General features: G+C 27.1%; 32 protein-coding genes and 1 tRNA gene. 11 read left to right on the top strand and 22 right to left on the bottom strand.

What is annotated here, in order from left to right; all coding sequences use genetic code 11:
* Positions 1 to 3 precede the first annotated feature (3 nt).
* The 3 genes from L8X30_RS02855 to L8X30_RS02865 all read left to right on the top strand — a co-directional run bounded on the left by L8X30_RS02855 (position 4) and on the right by L8X30_RS02865 (position 2995).
* Complete coding sequence (locus L8X30_RS02855; protein WP_263678909.1) at positions 4 to 810, top strand: adenylosuccinate lyase; 807 nt, start codon at positions 4 to 6, stop codon at positions 808 to 810.
* A 70-nt stretch (positions 811 to 880) separates the two neighbouring features.
* On the top strand, positions 881 to 2044 hold the full coding sequence (gene ftsW, locus L8X30_RS02860) for a putative lipid II flippase FtsW (RefSeq protein WP_257397039.1): 1164 nt from the start codon (positions 881 to 883) through the stop codon (positions 2042 to 2044).
* 192 nt (positions 2045 to 2236) lie between these two features.
* Complete coding sequence (locus L8X30_RS02865) at positions 2237 to 2995, top strand: basic amino acid ABC transporter substrate-binding protein (protein ID WP_263663955.1); 759 nt, start codon at positions 2237 to 2239, stop codon at positions 2993 to 2995.
* On the opposite strand, the gene L8X30_RS02870 is transcribed toward L8X30_RS02865, so the two are convergent.
* Positions 2996 to 4261, bottom strand: a complete 1266-nt coding sequence (locus L8X30_RS02870; RefSeq protein ID WP_263678910.1) for an aminotransferase class V-fold PLP-dependent enzyme — start codon at positions 4259 to 4261, stop codon at positions 2996 to 2998.
* Positions 4262 to 4318: 57 nt separating this feature from the next.
* Here L8X30_RS02870 and L8X30_RS02875 point away from each other — a divergent pair, with 57 nt between their 5' ends.
* From L8X30_RS02875 to L8X30_RS02890, 4 genes are all read left to right on the top strand, one after another.
* On the top strand, positions 4319 to 5170 hold the full coding sequence (locus tag L8X30_RS02875; protein ID WP_263678912.1) for a DUF234 domain-containing protein: 852 nt from the start codon (positions 4319 to 4321) through the stop codon (positions 5168 to 5170).
* 2 nt (positions 5171 to 5172) lie between these two features.
* Positions 5173 to 6189, top strand: a complete 1017-nt coding sequence (locus L8X30_RS02880; protein ID WP_263678913.1) for a sensor histidine kinase — start codon at positions 5173 to 5175, stop codon at positions 6187 to 6189.
* A gap of 42 nt (positions 6190 to 6231) precedes the next feature.
* Positions 6232 to 6308: transfer RNA gene (locus L8X30_RS02885), tRNA-Arg, on the top strand.
* Between the two features lie 181 nt (positions 6309 to 6489).
* The gene (locus L8X30_RS02890) at positions 6490 to 7701 is read left to right on the top strand and encodes a tyrosine-type recombinase/integrase (protein ID WP_263678914.1); all 1212 of its coding nucleotides are present in this window, start codon (positions 6490 to 6492) and stop codon (positions 7699 to 7701) included.
* Here L8X30_RS02890 and L8X30_RS02895 read toward each other — a convergent pair.
* The 13 genes from L8X30_RS02895 to L8X30_RS02955 form a co-directional block, all read right to left on the bottom strand.
* Positions 7694 to 7873: a DNA-binding protein gene (locus L8X30_RS02895; RefSeq protein ID WP_039625719.1), complete on the bottom strand. Its 180-nt coding sequence runs from the start codon at positions 7871 to 7873 to the stop codon at positions 7694 to 7696. The genes L8X30_RS02890 and L8X30_RS02895 overlap by 8 nt on opposite strands.
* A gap of 10 nt (positions 7874 to 7883) precedes the next feature.
* Positions 7884 to 8543: a pentapeptide repeat-containing protein gene (locus L8X30_RS02900; protein ID WP_263678916.1), complete on the bottom strand. Its 660-nt coding sequence runs from the start codon at positions 8541 to 8543 to the stop codon at positions 7884 to 7886.
* 10 nt (positions 8544 to 8553) lie between these two features.
* Complete coding sequence (locus tag L8X30_RS02905) at positions 8554 to 9219, bottom strand: antA/AntB antirepressor family protein (protein ID WP_263678917.1); 666 nt, start codon at positions 9217 to 9219, stop codon at positions 8554 to 8556.
* Positions 9220 to 9350: 131 nt separating this feature from the next.
* Complete coding sequence (locus L8X30_RS02910; RefSeq protein WP_263678918.1) at positions 9351 to 9974, bottom strand: hypothetical protein; 624 nt, start codon at positions 9972 to 9974, stop codon at positions 9351 to 9353.
* 110 nt (positions 9975 to 10084) lie between these two features.
* Positions 10085 to 10966: a P63C domain-containing protein gene (locus L8X30_RS02915; RefSeq protein ID WP_263678919.1), complete on the bottom strand. Its 882-nt coding sequence runs from the start codon at positions 10964 to 10966 to the stop codon at positions 10085 to 10087.
* Positions 10967 to 11240: 274 nt separating this feature from the next.
* Positions 11241 to 11918, bottom strand: a complete 678-nt coding sequence (locus tag L8X30_RS02920; RefSeq protein ID WP_263678921.1) for a hypothetical protein — start codon at positions 11916 to 11918, stop codon at positions 11241 to 11243.
* Complete coding sequence (locus tag L8X30_RS02925; RefSeq protein ID WP_047208132.1) at positions 11915 to 12097, bottom strand: hypothetical protein; 183 nt, start codon at positions 12095 to 12097, stop codon at positions 11915 to 11917. The genes L8X30_RS02920 and L8X30_RS02925 overlap by 4 nt, the downstream gene beginning before the upstream one ends.
* A gap of 11 nt (positions 12098 to 12108) precedes the next feature.
* Positions 12109 to 12804 (bottom strand): hypothetical protein, encoded by a 696-nt coding sequence (locus L8X30_RS02930; RefSeq protein WP_263678923.1) that lies wholly within the window; start codon positions 12802 to 12804, stop codon positions 12109 to 12111.
* Positions 12788 to 13504 (bottom strand): hypothetical protein, encoded by a 717-nt coding sequence (locus tag L8X30_RS02935; protein WP_263678925.1) that lies wholly within the window; start codon positions 13502 to 13504, stop codon positions 12788 to 12790. Before L8X30_RS02935 ends, L8X30_RS02930 begins: the two co-directional genes overlap by 17 nt.
* Position 13505: 1 nt before the next feature.
* Entirely contained in the window at positions 13506 to 14366 is an 861-nt protein-coding gene (locus tag L8X30_RS02940; RefSeq protein WP_263678927.1) for a lambda-exonuclease family protein, read from the bottom strand.
* Positions 14356 to 14607, bottom strand: coding sequence for a hypothetical protein (locus L8X30_RS02945; protein WP_047208136.1), 252 nt, complete (start codon positions 14605 to 14607; stop codon positions 14356 to 14358). Before L8X30_RS02945 ends, L8X30_RS02940 begins: the two co-directional genes overlap by 11 nt.
* Entirely contained in the window at positions 14607 to 14810 is a 204-nt protein-coding gene (locus tag L8X30_RS02950) for a hypothetical protein (protein WP_039625728.1), read from the bottom strand. The genes L8X30_RS02945 and L8X30_RS02950 overlap by 1 nt, the downstream gene beginning before the upstream one ends.
* 587 nt (positions 14811 to 15397) lie before the next feature.
* A complete protein-coding gene (locus L8X30_RS02955) occupies positions 15398 to 15673 on the bottom strand; it encodes a hypothetical protein (protein ID WP_263678931.1) in 276 nt (91 codons plus the stop codon).
* Between the two features lie 230 nt (positions 15674 to 15903).
* On the opposite strand from L8X30_RS02955, the gene L8X30_RS02960 reads away from it, so the two are divergent.
* Positions 15904 to 16599 (top strand): sel1 repeat family protein, encoded by a 696-nt coding sequence (locus L8X30_RS02960; protein WP_375154576.1) that lies wholly within the window; start codon positions 15904 to 15906, stop codon positions 16597 to 16599.
* Between the two features lie 19 nt (positions 16600 to 16618).
* On the opposite strand, the gene L8X30_RS02965 is transcribed toward L8X30_RS02960, so the two are convergent.
* From L8X30_RS02965 to L8X30_RS02995, 7 genes are all read right to left on the bottom strand, one after another.
* A complete protein-coding gene (locus tag L8X30_RS02965) occupies positions 16619 to 17002 on the bottom strand; it encodes a hypothetical protein (RefSeq protein ID WP_263678933.1) in 384 nt (127 codons plus the stop codon).
* Between the two features lie 7 nt (positions 17003 to 17009).
* Positions 17010 to 17705 (bottom strand): hypothetical protein, encoded by a 696-nt coding sequence (locus L8X30_RS02970; RefSeq protein ID WP_263678935.1) that lies wholly within the window; start codon positions 17703 to 17705, stop codon positions 17010 to 17012.
* Between the two features lie 2 nt (positions 17706 to 17707).
* The gene (locus L8X30_RS02975) at positions 17708 to 18367 is read right to left on the bottom strand and encodes a hypothetical protein (RefSeq protein WP_263678937.1); all 660 of its coding nucleotides are present in this window, start codon (positions 18365 to 18367) and stop codon (positions 17708 to 17710) included.
* 76 nt (positions 18368 to 18443) lie between these two features.
* On the bottom strand, positions 18444 to 19097 hold the full coding sequence (locus L8X30_RS02980; RefSeq protein ID WP_263678939.1) for a DNA/RNA non-specific endonuclease: 654 nt from the start codon (positions 19095 to 19097) through the stop codon (positions 18444 to 18446).
* Positions 19098 to 19112: 15 nt separating this feature from the next.
* The gene (locus L8X30_RS02985; RefSeq protein WP_074693037.1) at positions 19113 to 19877 is read right to left on the bottom strand and encodes a DUF1828 domain-containing protein; all 765 of its coding nucleotides are present in this window, start codon (positions 19875 to 19877) and stop codon (positions 19113 to 19115) included.
* Entirely contained in the window at positions 19871 to 20374 is a 504-nt protein-coding gene (locus tag L8X30_RS02990) for a DUF6978 family protein (protein ID WP_263661545.1), read from the bottom strand. The genes L8X30_RS02985 and L8X30_RS02990 overlap by 7 nt, the downstream gene beginning before the upstream one ends.
* Complete coding sequence (locus tag L8X30_RS02995) at positions 20371 to 21072, bottom strand: XRE family transcriptional regulator (RefSeq protein WP_257402313.1); 702 nt, start codon at positions 21070 to 21072, stop codon at positions 20371 to 20373. The genes L8X30_RS02990 and L8X30_RS02995 overlap by 4 nt, the downstream gene beginning before the upstream one ends.
* 149 nt (positions 21073 to 21221) lie before the next feature.
* On the opposite strand from L8X30_RS02995, the gene L8X30_RS03000 reads away from it, so the two are divergent.
* Both L8X30_RS03000 and L8X30_RS03005 read left to right on the top strand, forming a co-directional pair.
* Positions 21222 to 21443, top strand: coding sequence for a hypothetical protein (locus L8X30_RS03000; protein WP_220701497.1), 222 nt, complete (start codon positions 21222 to 21224; stop codon positions 21441 to 21443).
* The gene (locus L8X30_RS03005; protein WP_087685558.1) at positions 21440 to 21622 is read left to right on the top strand and encodes a hypothetical protein; all 183 of its coding nucleotides are present in this window, start codon (positions 21440 to 21442) and stop codon (positions 21620 to 21622) included. Before L8X30_RS03000 ends, L8X30_RS03005 begins: the two co-directional genes overlap by 4 nt.
* Here the strand turns inward: L8X30_RS03005 and L8X30_RS03010 are convergent.
* Positions 21619 to 21768, bottom strand: coding sequence for a hypothetical protein (locus tag L8X30_RS03010; protein ID WP_158100226.1), 150 nt, complete (start codon positions 21766 to 21768; stop codon positions 21619 to 21621). The genes L8X30_RS03005 and L8X30_RS03010 overlap by 4 nt on opposite strands.
* 210 nt (positions 21769 to 21978) lie before the next feature.
* Between L8X30_RS03010 and L8X30_RS03015 the strand changes: the two genes are divergently transcribed.
* Positions 21979 to 22965, top strand: a complete 987-nt coding sequence (locus L8X30_RS03015; RefSeq protein WP_263678941.1) for a hypothetical protein — start codon at positions 21979 to 21981, stop codon at positions 22963 to 22965.
* Positions 22966 to 22970 lie beyond the last annotated feature (5 nt).

Below are 22970 nucleotides of genomic sequence, written 5' to 3' on the forward strand. Positions count from 1 at the left end.
TTTATGCAAGTAGTGCAAACTTTAGAATCAGTTAGTGTTAATACTGATGATTTTTTAATGTTTAAATATTTTCAAGATCTTATCCGTAAAAATTTTTCCAAAGTTATAGGTAATAAAAATAAAACCTTGTCTTTTTTTGTAGAAAATGAAATTCCTCAAAGAAGATATTTTTTAAAACTTGTTAATCATAAATATAAAAAAAACACTGGAAATCAAATTGATAATCTTGCTTTTGCACATTATAAAACCTTTAAATTAAATCTTGCTCAAGCAAATACTTTAAAGCCTGTAATCTTTGCTAAAATAGGCTTTGCACAAAAGAATATTTTAATCACACTAAGTTCGAATGAAAAATTATTTGCTGTGTATTTAGAGCAGTATTTTAAAGATCATAAAAGCTTGTATGATGAAAAAAATTGTATATTTTCAGTAGAATACAAAGATGATAATACTTTAAATCTTTTAGAAATTTTAGCTAGTGTAAATGAGCATTTGAAATATTGTGTTGATTTTACGATTAATGAAACTCAGCTTTTAGAATTTAGAAATAAAATGAAAAACAAAGCTAGTACTAATTGGAAATTTAATGCTCTAGCAAAGCTTTTTGAAAATTATTTTCAAACACTAGGATGTAATTCTAGTGATGATTTTGCTACTATTAGACAAAATTATCTTAATTTGGTTAAAATTTATCATCCTGATCGCCATCAAGGTAAAAGTAAGATCGAACAAGTTTATTGCCGTGAAGAATTTGAGAAAATTCAGCTTGCTTATGAGAGTTTAAAATCTTTATATAAAAATAATACTTGATGCTAAAATAACATCATTTTAAGTTGCAATTTATTAAAATTAATTTTTTATAAAAATTTAGGGAATAACATTGGTTGCTGATAGAAAGTTATTTTTTTTAAGTTGCATTCTTATAACTATAGGAATACTTTTTTCATATTCTTTAAGTGCTTTTACTGTTCTTTATTTAGAATATAATGAATTTCATTTTTTTATCAGACAGCTTTTTTTTGGGCTTAGTGGTATAGCTATTATTTATTTTGTTTCAAGATTAAATCCTGATAGTAAAATGGCGCATTATTTGATGATAAGCGTTTTACTCATCTCTTTTTTATTTATACTTATTTTACCTTTTCTGCCTACCTTTCTTGCTACTGCAGCAGGTGGTGCTAAAAGGTGGATTAGGCTTGGTCCTTTATCTATCTCTCCAGTTGAATTTTTTAAAATAGGTTTGATTTATTTCCTTGCTTGGTCTTATACAAGAAGAATTGATGATAGCAAAAAAGCAATCAAACATGAAGTTTTAATTTTAATTCCTTATTTTATTTTAGCTGCTTTTGTTATTGGTTATATTTATATGACACAAAATGATTTAGGGCAAAGCGTTATTTCTTTTTTCTTGGTTTTTGCTTTAGCTTTTTTTGCAGGAGCTAGTAAAAGACTTTTTGCTTTTGGTGTGGTTATTGTTGGAATGATTGGGGTTTTGGTAATCTTAAGTAATCAAAGAAGAATTCAGCGTATTTCTGCTTGGTGGGGAAATATCCAAGATGCGTTTTTACCTTTCTTTCCTGATTGGTTAGCAAGTGTTTTAAGAGTAAGTCACAACTCAGAGCCTTATCAAATTTCACATAGTTTAAATGCTATAGCTCATGGTGGATTTTTTGGAGAGGGTTTAGGGCTTGGAACTTTTAAACTAGGATTTTTAAGTGAGGTCCATACGGACTTTGTCTTATCAGGGATTACTGAAGAGATAGGATTATTGGGATTAAGTATTATTTGTTTTATATATTTGATGGTAATACTTCGAATTTTTAGAATAGCAGGGCGTTGTGAAAATAAAGTTCATTTTTTGTTTTGTTCGGGTGTAGCTTTGCTTTTATTATTTTCATTTTTTATGAATGCTTTTGGAATTATTTCCTTGACTCCATTAAAAGGTGTTGCTGTGCCGCTTTTAAGCTATGGAGGTAGTTCAATGTGGTCTATTTGTCTTGGAATAGGCTATGTTTTAATGATTAGTAAAAAGGTAAAAATATAAATTTGTTAATTAAAATATATAAAAAATAACTTAAATAAAAAATATTTGCTATCAAGTCTTTACAAAAAACTTTTTTCTGCTATAATTATGCTACATTTATTATACAAGGAGGCGGATATGAAGAAATACAGGCGTTTAAACACATTATAATCATTTATCAATTTTATTTTTAATTTTTAATAAAGGAAAGAAATGAAAAAAATATTATATGTTGTTTTGGCGTTATTTGGTATATTGGCTTTAGGTGCTTGCTCAAGCGATAAAAATCAAGCTAGTGCTTCTAGTGAAAAAGTTTATAAAGTAGGTATAGCTGCAAATTATCCTCCTTTTGATTTTGTTAAAGATGCAAAAATTACCGGATTTGATGTTGATTTACTAGAAGAGATTGCAAAAAGAGAAAATTTAAAACTTGAGTGGGTAAACATGAGTTTTGATGGTTTGATTCCTGCTTTAAAAGCTGGAAAGATTGATATGATAGCTTCTGCTATGAGTTCAACACCACAAAGACTTACTAGTATGGATTTTAGTGATACTTATTTTAATACCAAAAATTTATATTTAAAACTAAAAACAGATTCTAGTATTAGCGATAAACAAAGTTTGGAAGGTAAAAAAATAGGTGTTCAACTTGGAACCATCCAAGAAAGTGCTGCTAAGGCTATTCCAAATGCTCAAGTGGTGGCTAGCGAAGAAATGTTAGCTGCAATTTTGGCTTTAAAAGCTGGTAAAGTTGATGCAGTTTTAACAGATAAAGATATCGGTAAAGGTTATTTAAAAACTAATGAAGAGTTAGAAGCATTTTTAGAAGAAAATGATGGAAGTTCAGGATTTTGTATAGCTTTTGATAAAGGAAAACAAACTGAGCTTGTTCAAAAAATTAATGCAGGTTTAGAAAAAGTTAAAGCTGATGGTACTTACCAAAAAATCGTAGAAAAATACGATTTACAATAATCAACTTAAAGCCTTGATACTTGCTTTCAAGGCTTTAAAAAAATACTCTATATCTTCTTTTGTGTGTGTATAATGAAAACCCACTCTTAGCCAACCTGGTTTAAATTTTAGCTCTTGATTATCTTTTAATTTTAGTAAATCATGCCCATAGGGTCCTGCGCAAGCACAGCCTGCTCTTGTTTCTATCTTATAAGTTTTGCTTAGTTTGTAAGCTAAATCAAAAGGAGAAATTCCTTCTATGTTAAAAGCAAAAATAGGCAATCTATGGGTGATATTTTTTGCATATAAGATCATTTTTGGAAAATTTGTACATTGTTTTAAAAAATACTCACAAAGCTCTTTTTCTTTTTTTTCTATATTTTTTAAACCTATTTCATTGCGTACTTTAAAAGCTAAACTTGCTCTAATAAGTTGAATAATTCCAGGTGTGCCACCTTCTTCTAAATTTTCAACCTCGCATAAGTATTGCTGAGAAGTTCTTGAAACATAGCCTACGGTTCCACCTGCAGCAAAGCTAGGAGTATTACCACATAGATTTTTTTTAATAGCAAGTAAGCCACAAGATCCTACACCACCAAGTAATTTATGAGAACTGATAAACACTGCATCGTAAAATTTAGGATTTAAGTTAGCATAAGGAGCTAAGGTGGAAATATCAAAGGCGACTACGCCATCATATTGTTTGATTAGAGTGTAGATTTTTTTATAATCACTTAAAATTCCTGTGACATTTGAAGCAGCGTTAAAGCTTGCTATGATTTGTCTGTTTTTGGATTTTTTTAACAATTTTTCCAAAAAAGCATAATCTAACTCGCCTTTTTTATCTAAGGGTATGCGAACGCATTCACACAAAGCTTCTCTGAATGAAAGTTCGTTAGAGTGATGTTCATAAGGTCCTACTATAACTAAAGGTAAGGTGCTTTTATCTGTATTTTTAAAGTATTTTTCTTTAATAAGCGGGGGTATATATAGACCTAAAAGTTCTTGAAATTTTTTAATAGCAGCTGAAGATCCACTCCCGCAAGCTATAAGAGCAAAGCTATTATCTAATTCAAGGTATTTTTTTAAATTTGTTCTTGCATTTTCATAATGTTGCTGTGTGATGAAAGAATTTAAAGAGCTATCTGAATGTGTATTTGCATAAGTTGTAAGAATTTTTTTTATTTCTTTTTCTATACTTTTTAATGCTAAAGCGCTAGCTGTAAAATCAAAATAATATATGCCTTTTTTTAAAATAATATCTTGTTTTAATGTTTCAATATTCAAAAAAATCCCCCAAAAATTTGTTAAAATTATATCATACAAAATATTTAAAATAAGGATGTGGTTATAAATTTTAGTGATTTTTCAAAATGCTGTGAAACTTTGGAGCTTAAAAATATTTTTGATTTTTATAGTATTTTTGATGAGTTTGAATTTGATTTGAAATTAAGTTTATATGATAATATTTTAAATGTTTTTATTTTAAAAGCTTTTGATATTTTATATTATTTAAATTTAGATGATAATGCTTTGAAGGCTTTGAGCGTTTTAAGTAAAAATGATAGAAAACGCTATTCTATCAATAAATCTATTCCGCATTTTCAAGCTCTAGGACTTGTTAATAAACTTTTAGAAAAAAATATTTTGACTTTGGAAAAAAGTCAAGAAAAGCCTATTGTGAAAAATAAAAGACAAAAGATTAAAAAAGAATTACGCTCATATAGCATTCAAGATAAGGTTGTTTTTAAAAATCAAGGATTGAGATTTTTCTTTTATTTTATATATCCTAATTTAAACTTAATTACGATGAAAAGATACAACAAGCTAATGGGAATAATCCAAGAAAATTTAGAAAAATATCAAAGCTTTACTTTTGAGCTTTTGTGTAAAGAATTTTTAGCTAAAAAGCTTAAGGTAGAGCAGGTGTATAGTTTTTGGAATTATTATTGTGAGATAGATCTTTATTATAAAAAAGAAAATTTTTGTGTTTTAGGTGAGGTTAAATTTAAAGAAAGAAAAATATGTAAAAATATTTTAAATACCTTAAAAAACAAAGCAAAACAGTTGCAAATTCAACCTAATTTATATGTGCTTTTTTCAAAGAGTGGCTTTAGTAAAGAGCTTATTCTAAATAAGGAGCGTAATTTGCTTTTATATACTTTAGAAGATTTTCAATTTTTAATTAAGGATTAAGTGTGGATGAGAAAATTTTAAAAAGTTTAGATTCTAGTGAAAAGGAAGATTTCCAAAAAGGTTTAAAATTTTTAATAGAGCAAACTTTTGTAGTAGAAAATGCTTACAATCAATTGATAAAAAACCATACAGAGTTAATGCAAACAATGAATGAAATTATAGAAGTCTTACCAATGGCTTTGTGGGTTTTAGATACTAATAAAAAGATAACACTTCAAAATAACTTAGCTAATCAACAACCAAAACTTTTAGAAAAAATTGATCTTGAAAAAACTCATTATGAGCTTGAGTTTGATCATAAATTTTATTTAATAAAAGTCACCTCTCATGCGGATAAACTTATAGTTAGCGCCACTGATATTAGCGATGAAAAAAGGAATGAAAGATTAGCCAGTATGGGTACAGTAGCAGCACACCTAGCACATGAAATACGCAATCCTATCGGTTCTATTTCTTTGTTAAGTTCTACTTTGTTTGAAAGAAGTGAGTTGAAAAATAAGCATATAGTATTAGAAATTCAAAAGGCAATTTCTAGGGTGGAGCGTATTGTAAATTCTACTTTGCTTTTTACAAAAGGAGTGCATGTTAATTTAAATGAATTTAATTTAAAAGAATTACAAGATGAATGCGAACAAGCTATTGGAGCTTATAATTATCTAGCTAATATTGATTTTACATTTGAAATTTTAGATTTAAAAATCAACGCAGATAAATCTTTGCTTGCTTTGGTTTTGCAAAATTTGCTGTATAATGCCATAGATGCTATTGAAGAAAGTGAAAATGATGATGGTTGTATAAAAGTTAAATGTGAGCAAAAAGAAGATAAAATCTTTATCAAAGTTTATGATAACGGGGTAAGTATCAAAGATAAAAAAATGGTTTTTGAAGCTTTTAAAACAACTAAGTTAAAAGGCAATGGTCTAGGACTTTCTTTGTCAAAACAAATTATTGATGCACATAATGGAATTTTAGGTTTTGATGAAAATCCAAAATGTTTTTTTATAGAGCTTAAAATTTAAGCTCTATAAAATAAATTTTTTCTTAAAATAATAAAAATATTTGTCCTCATAGCTCAGCTGGATAGAGCGCAGAATTCCTAATTCTGAGGCCGCAAGTTCAAACCTTGCTGGGGACACCATTATTATTTAAATACATTTCTTATATTTCTTTAAACATCTATTTTTAGGCATTTGTAGTATTTTATTTATTTCTTTTATTTCATTTATTTGATATAATTTCAATACCCATTTTATACCCAGTGTTATTTTTTATAGGTATTGGGTATATTTTTGGTATTTTTTGGGTATAAAGGGGCGAAAATGGCACTCTCTCAAAGTGATATAGAAGCATTAGAAATAAAGGAAAAACAATACTTAGTTCCGCTCGGTGAGCCAAAAGAGCTTTATTTAAAAATTCATCCTACAGGTAGAAAAGTTTTTCAACTTAGAGAGCAAAAATTAAAAAAATATATAACCATAGGAGAGTTTAGAAAAGGATTGTTAAGTCTTGCAGAAGCTAGAAAGGAAGCGATTAAGATTTTGCAACAATTAAGAAGCGGGGATTTTATCGATAATAAGAATAAAAAATTTACATTAAATATAGCAAATGATCATTATATGGAAACTATAGGAAAAAAACTTTCATATTTTACTATCAAAAAGGAGCAGGGGACTTTTGTAAAATACATACAGCCTATGCTAGGAGAAAAGCCTATTAATTTGCTAGAAAAGAAAGACTTTCTTCCTATTTATGATCATATGAATTCAAAAAATATTTATTCAACTTTAAATAAAAGTATTGCTTTTATTTGCAGAATTTTAGAACTTGCAAGACAAAGAGGAGAATTAAAAACTAGCATTATTGCAGATTTGAAAGATTTACAAAAGTACTATAGATTAATCAATGATGATTGCAATGTGAAGCATTTTAAAGCTTTGGTAGAAGAAAAAGAGGTTAAGTTTATGCTCGAATGTATGAAAGAATACAGACAAAGAGCTAGGGTTAATGTGAATATTATAAATGCAATTTATTTTACGCTTTTGACAGCGCAAAGAAGTAAAAACATACGATTTGCTAAATGGAGTGAGATAGATTTTGATAATAATCTTTGGGTTATACAAGCTGAAGATATGAAGGTAAAAAGTAATGGTGGAAATATTATCCCATTGAATGAATATGCATTAAAAATATTACAAATGCAAAAGATGTTTAATATAAACAAAGAATATGTGTTTTTTAATTTTGATAAATGCATTAGCGATAACTTTGCAAGCAAGTTTTTCAAAATGTATGATTTGAAACATACAATACATGGATTTAGAAGTACTTTTAGGAGTATATGTACAGAAAAAAGCAACGAGCTTATAAAACTTGGCATAGGCAAAGATATCGCTGAGATGATATTGCACCATGTAAATGGAAGTGAAGTTGAAAGAGCTTATAATAGAAGTAAGGCCATTGATTTAAGGAAACAGCTTATGAGTTGGTATGGCGAATACTTAAATTCCTTGTGTCCATTTGATTTTAAATGATAACTTTTTTAGATTTAAACCAATGATCTAGTTCTGTTTTTTTGTACCTGATTGTTTTAACATCAATCTTGTAGTGTGGCATGCCATTGCTTCTTGCTCTAAATTGTTGTAAAGGGTTTAATCCATACATTTGCTCTACTTGCTTTGGTGTTAAAAATTCTATATTTGACATGGGGTTTCCTTTAAATATTGTATTTTATATTGATGATTTTAAACAAAATGTCTTTGTATGCATTCCATACTTGCGTATAATCTTCACGGCCATCGTTTAACTCTTCATTTTTTACATTTTTCCACCATGATATGCTTTCTTGTTTGCAACCTATGGCTATATCTTGAGAATTAAAGGATATAGAAAATTTTTCTACTTGTAATGAGCATATATTTTCCATATCTCCTATGGTATTTGAAATTAAAGTATTTTTAAAAAATGGATTTGTAATTCTTGTTTTTAAGAAATTGTTTTCTCTTAAATCAGCCCCGCTAAAATCACAATCTATAAATCTAGCAGAATTTGAAAAAATGTTTTGTAGCGAGCAATTTTTAAAATTAGTTTCATTTGCAATTACATCTTGCACATAAGCGTTTTTTAAAACAGCATTTGTAAAAACAGCATTTGATATAATGCTTGATTGAAAATCGCAACATTGTAAAATGGCATTAGTGAAATCAGCCCCGATTAGATCCAAACTATTAAAATCTACGCCTGTTAAATTTTGCTCTTTAAAATTAGCATTTTTTAAAGATATTTTTTGCTTTCTGCAAAAATCAAGTAGTTCGCTCAAACTAAATTCAGTTTTTTCTATAATAATATTTCCATTTTTGTCATAAATTATAGCCATTTTATTTCCTTTAGAATTGTTTTTTAAAGAATGGGTGTTTTGAATAAAATTTTTCTATATCATCGTAGTTTTTATAGTAGTATAATTTGTTTTCTAGTCTTTTTAAGATAGCTTCAAAAACTTCATTTTTTCCTATTTTTTCTGCAAATAAACTAAACTCCCACTCTTTCATGCAAAGAATGTTATAATCACGAGCAAGTATTTTCCTAAGCTCTAATAATTCCTCATTGCTAAGTCTTCTTTTAAAGCTTAACTCGTTTTTATGTTCTAAATCATACTTTAAAGCTTTAATCTCATTTTCATATTTTAGCTTTTGCTGTTTAAGTTGAGATTTATAACCTAAGCTCTGTCTAAAAGCTAGTTTTTGCATTTGTTCTTTTTCGAGGTTTTTAAGGCGTTTTTCACATTCTATAAAATAACGCCTTGCTTGTCTACCTTTTTCATTGTTTTCAACCATACAAAGCTCTTTTGCCATATCTAAGGTTACATAGTATTCTTTGCGTGGGCGACCTTTTGTATAAACAAGTTCTATAATGTAGTCTTGATTTTCAATGAAATCGTAATTTTCAATTCTTTCGTTTATCCAATTTGCAAATTGTCTCTTAGCATCAATAAAAAAATGCAAATCTCTAGCTAAAATTTGATTGTTGTGTCTAAGCGGAATTAAATCTGTCATATCATTTCCTTATCATAATAAATTCATTTATAAATCAAATTATATATAAAACAATATCATTTGTCAATATAAAAGAATATAAAATGATAAGTAATTGATATGTATCTTTTTAACAAATTTGTTAAAAAGATTTACGAATCTTTTAAATCTTTTGTAATAAGAAAAATAATATATTGCGTAAGTGGTAAACCAACTTCATTAGCTTTTTTTTGCAACTCACCTTTTTGCTTATTGCTAAGCCTTATCTGTACGATATTACTTCCCTTGCTTTCTACTATAGAAAAATGTAAATCAAATATATATTTATAGTTACCTTTAAACCATTCTATCCACATACCTACAGATTTTAAATTAAAAAATAAATTATCATTATCTTCTAATTGCCATTCTTTGTATATGTTATACATTTTTTCATAAGGGCTGATTTCTTGCATATCTATTTTTAAGCCATAATCTAATAAAAATTCATCAATTTTTTCTTTGAATTCTTCTTCTGATACAATCAATTTTGGTCTTAGATATTTTATAATTTTAGAAGATAATTCATTCACAATATTATCAAATGGTTCTTTTTTTGTTCTTCCTAAAAAACTATCTTTAATACTATATAAAAAGTTAAGGGCTTGTAGCATTTGTTCTTGATTAAGCTCAAACTTATCATTTACTATATCTATACTTTCTGCTATAACACCTTCATCACCTGCTGAAGTCTCATCTTTAAATATTTCTTTTCTATATTTTTCTAAGTTTTTCATTGGTTTTCCTTATTTAAAATTTTTTCGAAATTTCGAAAAAGGGTTTTAATTATCTTTTATTAAAAATAATAATAATGTATTTTTCTCATTTTTTAGAAAAATTATTATGACTATTTTTCCTTCAATCTACCTTTTTCATCAAATTCTATATCTTCTTCTTGTTCTCTTATTTTTATCTTTTTGAAGTTTTCCCACATTTGTTTCATATTATCACTAGTTTGCATTATACCTATAACCTTATATATTTGTGCTGTTAAATTTGGCTGTCCTATGTCTTTAGATAAACTTTGATGATATCTTGCATTTTTGGGAGTTTTTTCTTTTAATTCTTCTAAAACTCCTTTTGGAAGTTGTTCGTAAATAAGCACATTAGTCCATTTTCCTATTATTGCTGGGCGTTTTTGTATCCCTTTTGTTGTAAAATCCCAACCATTAAGTCTAAATAATTCCTTATAAAAATCATCTGGAAATCTTTTTTCCCACTTAAGTAATTCTTCGCTAATATAAGCTTTTAGTATTTTTTGAAGTTCATCTCTTTCTCTCTCATATTGATAACCTGTTGCTTCATCAACTAAAGCTGTAATTCCAAGTCTAGCCAAAGAACGAATTAAAATCTCTGCTTTTTTGGCTGTTTCTATTTGTGCTTGTGTTAAAATATTTTCTTCTCTTGCTTTTAAATATAAATCAGCCACTAAAGGTAATATATCGGCATTATAACCTTCTTTAACTTTGCCGTTTTTATCCAAATATGAAATTCGGTTGATCTGGGTTTTAAGTTCCGAAGAAATCAGTGGTTGGAGATTTTTTGCATCCATAAAAGCGGGTATTTGATCTAATCTTGCATTTCCCCTTGGTTCTCTTCCTAAGGCTTTAAATACCCCGCTATGAGTAATAATTCTTATACCATTTTCTAAAACCGCTACATCAATAGAAGTTTCATTTATTTTCAACACACCATCTGCTAAAGATTTCAATAGTTTATTTCCATTCATTACCCCTCCTCCTTTTTTTATTTTTGATAATTTTATCAAAAAGTATTTTATAAACAACTTCTTTGTTTGTAGATTTGAAGATTTTAGTATGTTTTATCTAATTTAAACATCCTTTTATATTTTTTAAGATTATCTTTTGAGAAAATTTCAAGAATAAATAATCCTATGATAATTGCACAAATCCCAAGAAATGCAAAAGTTAAAGCTAATATTGAGATAATAATATTAAAAGCTTTTGAGAGGGCATTTAAAGCAGATCTTATTGTTTTTGTAATCATAGCTTGCAACTCTCATAATCAGCTTTATACCATTTAATGAAATTTAATTCTATATCACCACCTAACGCACTTTTGTATTTAAAAGTCCATATTATGTTATCTTCTTTGTGTAATTTAGGTTTAGTTTTTCCATTTAGACTTGGTTCATTTGATTCGCGATAAAACGCTAATTTGTATGCCTCATCTAAGGTATAAGCACCAGACATTTGATAAAACTTATTTTCATATTCACAGTAATTGCCTATATTTTTACTTTCTATTTCTTTAATTGTTTCAATCATGCATTTATAGAAATCAAAGCCTAAGTTTTTAACTAAAATCTCTATCTCAACAATTAATAAATATTCAAAATCTTCATCTTTGTTATTATTATAAACTGTCTTATTGTTGTGTTCTATAAAATAGCTTGTAAAATGGTCAATCAAATGAATCATACTTGCTCTTTTTATATTTGAAAATGCTCCAAGTTTTAAATCAAAAGCATTAAAACAAAATACTGCAATATCACAAAGTGCTTTTACTTTTTCTAAGTCATCTTTTGCCTTAAAATACTCACTAACTTTTTCAAAAGCATTACCTAAAAACTCTGCTTGTTGATTTTCATAGGTTAAATGCCTTATTTCTCTATATTTAGTTAATCTTTCTTTGATTTCATTAAATTGTTCTCTTGTCATTTTTCGCCTTTCAATAATTCTTTTGCTTTTATCAAGAGTTTTTTTAAGTCATCTAAATTAGATCTTAATTCATCCTCATCACACTCTTCCATGTAGTCAATCAACTCTAAGCATTCTTTGTTAATTAAAGCCAAAGCTCTTGCGTGTTCTATGGCTGTGTTAATTTTTTCTTTTAACATTTTTACTTACTTTAAAATGGAAGCTCACCATCATCTTCTAAGGTGGTATTTAAAGTATGAGTTTGTTGAGGTTTTTGATTAAAATTTTGTGCATATGGATCAAATGAAATGCTTTGAACTTGAAACTCATTTTGCTCTTGTGGTAATTTTTTGTGTCTGGCTTTAAAGTTTTTATATGCAACTGGCTCTTTTTGGTTTTTAAATTCATCAAGACTTTGTAGTTTTGAGTTAAAAATTCTACTAAGTACTATTTTATTTTCAACTTGATTGTTTTTATTTAAAAACTCTTCTGTGTCAAAACCCAAAAGCAAAGTTTTATTTGTTAGCTCATCAAGACTTGTAGCTTCTGTTTCTTTTCCGTAGATATTTGCTTTTGTTTTTTTGCTAAGATCAAGTTCTTCTATACCTAAAAATAGCATTATTGCGTTAAGTTGTCTAAAGCCTAAGTAGCTTTCCTTTTCGCCTTTTGAAGTTGTGTATGTAAAATCTCCATTCTTTGCAATAAATAAATTAAAATCAGCTAATTTATTGTGTTTTTGGCATACAAATTCACATTTTACAAAAGTATTTGTATGGCCTGTGTTGCCGATAGTATCATATAAGAATATTTTTCTAAAATAGCCACCATATAAACCACCTTCGTTTAAATATTCAAGTAGTGGCTGATAATTTGCCACTTCATAATTTGCTTTAAATGTTGGTATCATTTTTTAGTCCTTGTTTAAGTTCGAATATTTTATTTTTATCATCTAACAATTCTTTTATTTTCTCTCTTGTAAAGATATTGTTGTTTTTGATAAATGCATTTTGTTCTTCTTTATTTAAACCCATATCCTCTAAGGTTTTTCTTAGTTCAAGCCCAAGTTTTTTTAGCTCATTTGCTTCATCTTTTATTAGCGTTGCTTTAGTATTGTTATAGTCTCTGATAGTATCTAATTCACTCTCATCTAACATTCCAAGACCGCAAATACTTAAAGTAACGCGCCTTTTAGCTTTAGTTATGGCTTTCATTAAAGCATTTGCTAGGTTATCTCCGCCCAAATTTTTAATATTTAAAGCTCCTGTGTCGCAATCTGTTCTACCATCTGGAGTGCTAGCATAAACCGTAACCATATAAATATCTCCAATTTGATTAGCTTCTGTTTTAGTGATAGATACTTTATGGATTTGTCTTAACTGATCTGTTGCTGTTTTTGTTGCATAAAGAGTTAATTTGCCATTAAGTTCAATGTACTCAAAAGGCTTAGTTAGCATATTGATGCCTAAACTATCGCAAATACTTTTTACATAAGAAGTTCTTTCTTCATCACTTAATTTTGATAAATCTCCTTTAACTAGTGCTAATTCATATGGATTAAAGTTAAAATTATTTTTTTGTGTTTTTTCAGCTACTACTAATTCACTCATTTTATGCTCCTTTTTTGATTTTTAAACACATTGAAGTGCTTTGTCTTATATATTCTTTTGGGATTTCTAATTTAGTAAAATCTAAAAAGCCTTTATAATCAATCGTTGTTCTATTTTGCGGATAAACACTAATATCCAAGCATTTAACTTTCTCACCATTTGCTAGCTCTATAAATTCTTTTTTAAGAGCTTCTAGTTTTTCTTTTATAGGCTTCATTGTGCTTTCAAGTCTAATTATTTCTAAGGCTAATTCTTTTGCATGAGCATCATCAAGTTTTTTGTAGTCGCTTTTTTGATTAACGAGATAATCTTTTATAAACTCATCTATTTTTCTAAGCATAAAATCTTGATATTCCTTATCGCTTTTAACCACACAATAAGTCAAATCATCATTCTCATTTAAGACTGCAAAAACACATTTTTCAAAACCACCTACAAAAAGTTGAAATTGGACTTGAGCGTAGTATTTTGGGCTAGGTTTTTTAAATTTTAACACTTGCTCGTATTCTTCGTTGTTAGTTGAGTATTTAAACTCGTATATTGTTTTTTCATCATCTATACCATCTAAAGAAGCCATAAAAAGATCATTTTCTAAGCTTTGAATAACAATAGGAGTTATATCTTTTCCTATCATAAATTCCATTTTTGCTCTGATTAATTCCTCATACTCTCTACCTTTTTGCATGGCTTTATTGGTATATGGCTCAAAAAGTCCTTGTATAAGTTCTTTTGCCTTTTCTTTGCTTAAAAAAGCACCTTTTTCACCAATGCAAGAAGCGACTATACTAGCTGTGATTTTTCCTTTTCTAAACTCAAGCCATTCTTTAGAGCCTTGTTCTAAATCTATGATTTTATATTTCATTTGTTTTCTCCTTTAGTGTTTTTATTTTTTTAATTGCTAATTCTTCAGCGTTATCCATAGCTATAAGCCCTAACTCATCAAGTATTTTTATTTTAAAAGAGTGAAGTTTTCTAAGCTCTTTTTCTTTTTCTTCTAAAGCCAATAAGCTTTGATTTATTGCTTTGTTTTTAAGCCTGATATGATGCTGGGCTTTGAAAAGCTTTATTTTTAAATCATCATCTTTTTTGAAAAATAACAACATCAAAGCTCCTTTGTTAATAAGCTTAATAGTTTAATGTTTTCAACTTCTATAGCCATTCTTAAGTTATTTTCACTTTTAAATAAGTCTTTAGCTTCTTTTAGTTTTTCTTCTAATAAAACTATTTTCTTTTTATATTCGCTGACTTCATTTGCATAATCATCAAAACGAACGTATGCCTTTTTGTTTATTACTTCTGCTCTCATTGATATTCCTTTCAAAATCTTTATACTCAAAAGAGCGCAAAGCAAAAAGGAAAAAATATGTCTTATTGTTTATAATTAAGGAGTAATCGCAATGAAAAAAACTTAATGAATGTGATGTAAAATCAAAACAAAAATCTTTGCGCTCATTTGAGTATAAAAGGGGTTTAAGAAAGCCGAGTAAATCCGCAAATCTCGGTATTGTATAATTGTTTAAGTTTATGCTAAGCGGATTTAGTTAAAATTTATCTGTGTTAAAAAGTATTAGAGTTTTATAAGCTCTCTAATTAGCTCTAAGATTAAGATTAAAATTGTTAAAATTTTATCTAACATTTTAGAGCCTCCTTTCTCAACACCGAGATAAGTTAGCAACTTAAACTTTATAATTATACAAAATTTTTCTTAAACCCTTAGTTTTCTGTCATTTTTAAAGTGCAAGAAAACATAAAATAGCACTATAAACATTTATACTAAGCCAAGTTTTTGGATAACTTGCTAACCCTTCTGCTATAAGAACTATCAACGCGATAGTAAAGCTTAATTTCCAAGCAGTCAAAAGCTTAATCAAGTCTTTTTAGTAAAAGACTTTGTTAAGCTTTAATAGCATTTAAAGTTTTTTGCGTTTCCTTTACTTTGGATATTAAATCCCAAATCTCAAACTCAACATTTTCTTTGTAAGTTTCTAAAGAAGTTGAAAACTCCCAATCTTCCATTTTGCACTCAAGATCTGTTATAAAATCTTCTATCAAATCTTTAAGATAAAAAAGATTTTTACCACTCATACTCTCATCATACATAAGCTCTTTAGCTAGAGTATCAGCTTCTCTTTCTCTTTTTTCTAAATCAAGGCAGCAACTATCTAACATTTTAAATCCTTTTTTGTTTCTTAGGTTTCATTTGTTTCGATGAAGAAAGAATACAAAAAGTATGCTTAAATAATTATTAAAAAGAATACAAAATGTATTTTATTTTTTATGATATAATTTTGAGTATAAAATAGAGGCAAAATAAAGGGTTGTTGTTGAAAAAATTACTGATTTTATTTGTATGTATATATGCTTTTGGGTTTGATGTGTGTGAGCGAAGAGAGATTGAAATGTCTGCGTATATAGAAAAACATGCTGTTGGTTATAAAAGCAAAAATTTTAATCTTTCAGAAGAAAAACTATACAAAAAATCTTTTAGCGATTGCTATGATAAAAAGAATAAAGAAGCTTGTTTATATATTTATAATAATTTTGCTATAGATGGAAATTTTAAAGTTGAGAGCAATATATTTAATTTGATTGAAATAATGGCTTATGTTGGTTTAATTCTTGATATGGACAAAGATAAAAAGTATAAAGAAATTAATCGCTTGATAGCTTTAGATAGTTGGAAAAAATCATCAGAATTGATAGATTTTGCTTTAAATAAAACTAATGATACAAAAGCTATAGAGGCATTAAAGCTACTAAAAAAGATGAGTGATTTTGAAGTTAATCGGGCTTATGCGTGTCCTTTGTATTATAATGATAAATTACAATCTGATATAATAGACATGCCCTGTGCCTGTAAAAAAAATACTGCACTTTTAATAAAACCAGATACTATAAGACGAGCTTTTTTAAATTTAAAACTTTTATGTGATAAATATAAAGATAGTGTAAGCTGTGGAGTTGTTGGTGGACTTTATGAAAATGGAAAAGGCATAAGGGTAGATTTTAAACAAGCAAAAAAATACTATGGCTTAGCTTGTGATGGCGGTTATCAACTTGGCTGTGATGGATATAAAAGGTTGATGGGGTATTGAGGGAATATAGTTTAAATATTTATCCGCATATTTCTTTAGTAAATTTTTCTTTTGTATCACTATCTATTTTTAGATATTTACCGCTACAATAATTGCATAATATTTTTTGCAAGGAAGTATTTATTTCTTTATTTTCTTTATTTTCTTTATTTTCTTTATTTAAATTTTTTTTAATTTTATCTACTGCTAACTGTAAGGGCATCGACCATTTACTTTCTGTCATTTCTTGTAATAGTGCATAATCTATTTCTTTTTTATCGATAATATAGCCCACTAAAGCTATAACCTCATGTATAACCTTTTGGCATGTAGAACCTGATGATATTGGCTGCACAGTTCTAATTTTTTGAAATTTTACCATTATTTTATTTATTGTATTAAAACGGGATTTTATACTATCCATTTCATTATCACAATACATTAAATTTTTTATTTTCCATATAGAAATTTTTTCCTAATTTAACAAGATCTTCATTAATACATAAATAATCTAAAAGTTCCAAATAATCATCAATATAACAACCAAATAATTCATTTAAAGCATATGCAGAATAAAAGAAATTTAAAGAATTTGGTTTAGCCTCTAGGATATAGTTTTTTATTTTATCAATTGCATCTCTATATTCAAATAAAAGTTCTTTTTCTGGTTGTTCTATAATACTATTTTTTTTAAATTTTGTGAAATAAAATTTATATGTTTGTTGTAGCTCTTTTTCGTAATCAATTTCTTTTGCTTCTTGATTGTATGATACTATGTAAATTTTGTGTATCAATTCACATAATATATCTTTATATTTCTCTAGTAAAAAATATTTTTCTGTGTCCGTATATATTGCTAGTTCATTTGCTATGTTATTTGTTTTGGTGTCTATGAAATACACATCTTGATATTGTACGATTTCTAGTGATATATCGGGCTGATTAGAATATTCCATACCTGCAGATTTAAATAGATATAATAATGTTTTTATTATATCCGGCATAGTTTTTATTATATCCGGCATAGTTTTTATTATATCTAGTATAATTTCTATTATATTTGGTATGTTATCTGTTATATTTTTGAAATTTGTAGTATTATTGGTGTTGATTGTTAAGGTATTCACAATCATTCTCCTATTATTTCATTATATTTTTTTTCTTGTAATACGTATAGATTATTAATATTTTCTTTGATTGTATTATGTTTAATTATCTCTAAATTATCGTAAAATGTGATAATTTCAATTAAATATCCATTTGTTTTTCTATTGTCATCAATTACAACTTGATGATTTTCCGCATTTGTTATGGTGGTTAGACAATTGTCTTCTTTAAGCTTGATTTGTGAGAAGTTTTTTGTTTTATCAATATTATTTATTTTTAGACTTAATTGGTTATTTATAGATTCGTTATTAAATATTCTCTTTATACCTATTCTTGCTACCGATTGAATTTCTTCTTCAATGAGTTCTAGTATTTTGAAAATAAAGTCAATATTTGTCTCATCTGCTTTGTTTTTAGATAAATTAAAACCTATAATATCGTCACCTAAAAAAATACTAGTGTCTTTGCCTTCAAATGTAAGTTTGTAAGTAGGTTGATATTTTAAATTAGGATCAATCTGTCTAACTTCTTGTGGAATACTAAAAATAGACAGCCTTTCTATTTTTGGACTTGTGTTATCTATTTTAATTATAGAAAATAAATTTTCCACATCACTTTTAAAAGTTACAAACAAATCGCACACATCTATTATTTTTCTATTTTCTAGTTTTAAATTGTCCATTTTAATCCTCTCTTATTTTTATATTATATTAATATAATAAATATTAACAAAATTAAGCAAAGAGTATTCCATTCTGTTATATTTTATCACAATTAAACTTATATCTTTTTATACTTAAATTTTCCACTTCATAATTTGGAACTTTATAGCATTCTTTAAAATTATTACCTTTTATAATCTTGATATAAGAGTTTGGAATAGCAATTTGATTTTTTATTCTTTGAGGGTTGCTATCATAATTAACTAAATTTAAAACTTCAATTTCTCCAAGCTTTAAAGCTATTTGCCTTTCTCTTTTTTCAATCTTATTCCATACTTTTTGATTAATTTGTGGATTTTGCGGAGTAATATTACTCATTAAGAATGTACTTCTTTGAGCTTGAGTAGTTTTTCTCATAGAGGCATTAGAAAGGGTATGTCCTCTATCATAACCACTATTTTTATAATCACTCCAAGTGGTACGATATTTTTTAGGTATATTTGTATCATCTTCAAAGCGCGGGCGCTTTTTGATTTGTTCGCCTTTTAGATTATCTGCTTCTAATTTATAAGCTACTGCTTTAGTACCTTTGTAGTTATAATCATAGCAATTAATATAATAAAATTTATCTAAAACTTGAGAGCAGTTTTGTTTAGTAAAATACTTTGCAAAATCTTCACTTGGTTTATATTGTGTGTAATTAGCTAAGGCTAGAGTTGTTAATAGTGATAAAATTATAAGTTTTTTCATTTTTGCCTATTATATTTAAGCCACTAAATAATCTATATATTCTTTTCTTTTGCTCCAAAGAAATGCTTTTACATTATGCTCTTTTGAAGCGTTGACTAAAGCGTCCATATTTCTACCTTCCTTATTGTTAAAAATAATAATATTATCAGCATTAGCTTTTCTTTCTTGAGGTAAATCCATAAAAGAGAATAATGTTGCCTTTAAATTATCATTCTTTGGATTATTAATTATTTTTATAAGTCTTTCTTTTTGCTGTGAAGATTTTGTAATTAAAAAATCAAATTTATGATTTAAATGACTTTTTCCGTCCAAACTAATATTTTCTGTATATCTAATAAAATTTTCTTCAAAAAAATTTTTTACATCATCAAAAAAGAAGCTTTGTATTTTGCCTTGAGCTAACACAAACATATCATTAACACTTATAAGTGCTTGTATGAGATTATGTTGTTTTTTTGCAAAATCACTTTCATTTGCACGAGTAAATAAAATATCATTGTTTTTTTGAATATTGAAGCCATTAAGAATTATTTCTAATTCTTTTAATCTTTTTTGAGAATTAAAATCAAAACCGCTTAATGATAAATTTCTTAAGGTTTCTCCACCATCGCTTAACTCTATCAAATCATCTTTTTTTTCTATATAAAATAAAATATTATCATTGCTTTTATCTAAAAATGGTGTTGTAACTTCATATATGCTATTTTCTATTTTGGATACATCAAAGCTGTTTTTAACATAAGAAAAATAAGAATTCATAAGATTTTCTATATTTAACAAAATAAATCACCTTTTGCAAATTTTATATTTATTATATTACAAAATTGACAAAAATCATAACTTTGATTTAAAAAATCTTCATTTGATTTGATATTAAATTCATTTAAAGGGAAAGCCCATTTATCTGCATAATTTTCCATAAAAATATGGATATGATTTTCGTTTCTAAATCTAAATTCGCTATATTTTTCCATAAGTTCTGATAATCTTTTATCGCTTGGAATTTTATTTGGATTAAATTCTGGATTTGTATGAGAAGAATAAAAATCAATTCTTGCTATTACATTAATTGCATTGTAGCGGTATTGGTTTGTTTTTCTTTGGAATTGTACGCTAGATCTTGAAATATCAAGTATAAAATTCTCTTTATGATATTTATCATCATTGCATTGTAATTCTATTTTTAAAGATTTAGAATTTTCAAGACTTGGCAATATATAAGTTTGTTGTATTTTTGGATATTTTTTAATGCATAATAGTTCTTTAACATTTATCATCTTACAAACTCTATAAAATTTTTAAAGGTTTCAACTGTCATTTTTGATACAACCACCCCTATGATTTCACACTGTGCAAAATCGCTAATTTTAACTTCTTTGTAGTCCTTGTTTTCAGATACTAAATAAATAAAATCGCAAAAAGCTTCTTTTTTAATTTTTTTACAATATAAATCTTCGCCTTGTCTAAAAATAACTATATCAGCACTCGATATAGTACCAAGAGTATTTTTGCTTCTATCAATAACAACAAAATCTCCATGTGTTAAAAGTGGCTCCATGCTATCGCCATTTATTTTTATAATATCGTAGCTTTTTTTTATAGGAATGTCTAAAATCTCTTTTAGAAAACTTCCATCAACACAAATACTAGTATAATTTATATCTTGTGCTAAAACTCCATATCCAGCTGAAGCAGAAATATCAGGATAGTATTTAAATTCGATTTGATTGTGGTTTTTATTTGTTGAGGTAAAGGATAACAACTCTTCAATTGGAACATTTAAAATCTCTGCTATTATAGGTAACTTATTAATACTCGGGCTTCTTGTGCCTTGCAGATTATTATTAAACCATGATTTTACCGTAGATAGTGAAGGGTTGTATCCTTTTTTAGAACATGCTTGTATAAAGTCTTGATAGTTGGAAAATTTGGAGTATAGTAAGTCCTGTAATTTTTTAGTATCTACATTTTTCATATCTTTACCTAATCTATAAAATTAAAACAAAAATATCGACAATAAGTATTATTTTTTATACAAATTGTATCATATTTTGTAAATACAAAAAGCATACTTAACCTTAATATTTAAAATAATTTTAAGATTACATAATGTATTCTTACGATATGAAAAAAATCGATTATTACAAAATAACAAAAATTTTAAAAAAGCATTATTCTGAAAGCATGACTCGAGATATAAAAATAAATAAGAGAAGAGTATCTTTTAAAAAACAAATAGAGTTTAAAAGGCTATATGGAATTCCACATGAGTTTTGGGTAGATGTGCGTTCTAATCTTACAAATATACCAAAAAGAGGAAGAAAACCAAAAAAGGAGTGTGAGTGAAAGAGCTTAATTTAAAAATTAAAATTAAAGATGAGCATTATAAGGTGCTTGAAACACTTTCTAGCCAAGATAATAAAAGTGTTGATGAATATATTTTTTCGACTTTAAATAAATTCATCTCTCTTGATATTAGCTTGGCTTTAAGGGTTGAAAACGCTTTGATACTTAATAAGGATTAATCTTTGTCACTAATTAAATCTGGAGTATCAAGACTAAAGTGTTGCGAAGTGTTTTTATCCTTTTCCAATAAAGCCACTTTGCTTTCTAATGCTTCAACTCTTAGTTTTAAATCTAAAATGATTTTTTCTAATTGTTGGATTTCCATTTTAATCCTCCTTTCTTTAAAGATGGGGAATTTTAACTAAAAAGGAGTGCGGATGAAAAGGATGTTTTATGAGTGTGATTAACTACTTGCTTTCAGGTCTTAGTATAGGATTTTAATCGGAGTTTTTATTTATTTTTTGTCTCATTTTTTACATCAAAAGTTCAAAGATAAATATAAATCAGCCAAGAGGAAATAAATTAAGGAAAAATGATGAGTATACCGCATTTTAAAGCTAGTTTAGAAGTGGCTTTAGGAGATAAAAAGCCACTTAGAGCTAGAAGAGGTTTTACAAAAGTAGCTAATACGATTTTTTATGGTGGCTTAAGTATGGATGCTTTGGCTCTTTACTTACAGCTTAAGAGAATGAGTGAAAAAACTTTAGTAAGTGAAATTTACTTAAGAGAACTTATTTTAATCAAAAAAGATACAAGAATAAGCTTGCAAAGATTAAGACTTGCTAAAGATGAATTAATCAATTTTAATCTACTTCAAATTAAAAAAATAAATTATCATAGATTTAATTATGAGTGGATTTTAAAAGATGAAAACAATGAAATAATTAAGCATTTTAACAAAACTGAATATAAGCTTAAAAGTGCTGATAAAAAACCAAGCAAAATATTTAAAAATAATACTTCTTCCGTAGTCGGAAATTTGAATACGGAAAAAGAAAAAAATGAAAATTCCCTATATATAGAAACACGCACGCACGCGTATAAAGAAAATAATATAAATATAAATAATAATAAATTTATAAATTTAGAAAATTTAGAAAATAAAGAGAATACAAATAAAAATAATAACGCTACGCGAACTTTTTTTGTTGTTGATTTTGGAGCTTTAAAAACACAGGAGTTTAGCATGGGTAAATTTAAAAAACCTAGTGTAGATGATCTAATGGAGCAGATTAATACCTTTAATCAAAAACACAATACTTGCTTTGATGAGAGTTTGGCTGAAGATTTTATAGAGTATTGGGATGTTAGGCAGTGGAAGAGAGGCAACAAAAAAATGGCTTCTGTTGCTGGTAGCTTACATACTTGGCTCAAATATGCAAAGGAAAATGCATTAAGAAAAAATGCTTTTAAAGTTAGAAAAAAAGAGACTGAAGCTTGTGTGGTGAGCTCTTTGATGGATTATTATGGATTTGAAGATAGTCAAGAACAAAAATATATTGATGTAGTAAGTATTAGTTGAGGGTG

Source organism: Campylobacter sp. CNRCH_2015_0338h (assembly GCF_025772785.1).
GTDB lineage: Bacteria > Campylobacterota > Campylobacteria > Campylobacterales > Campylobacteraceae > Campylobacter_D.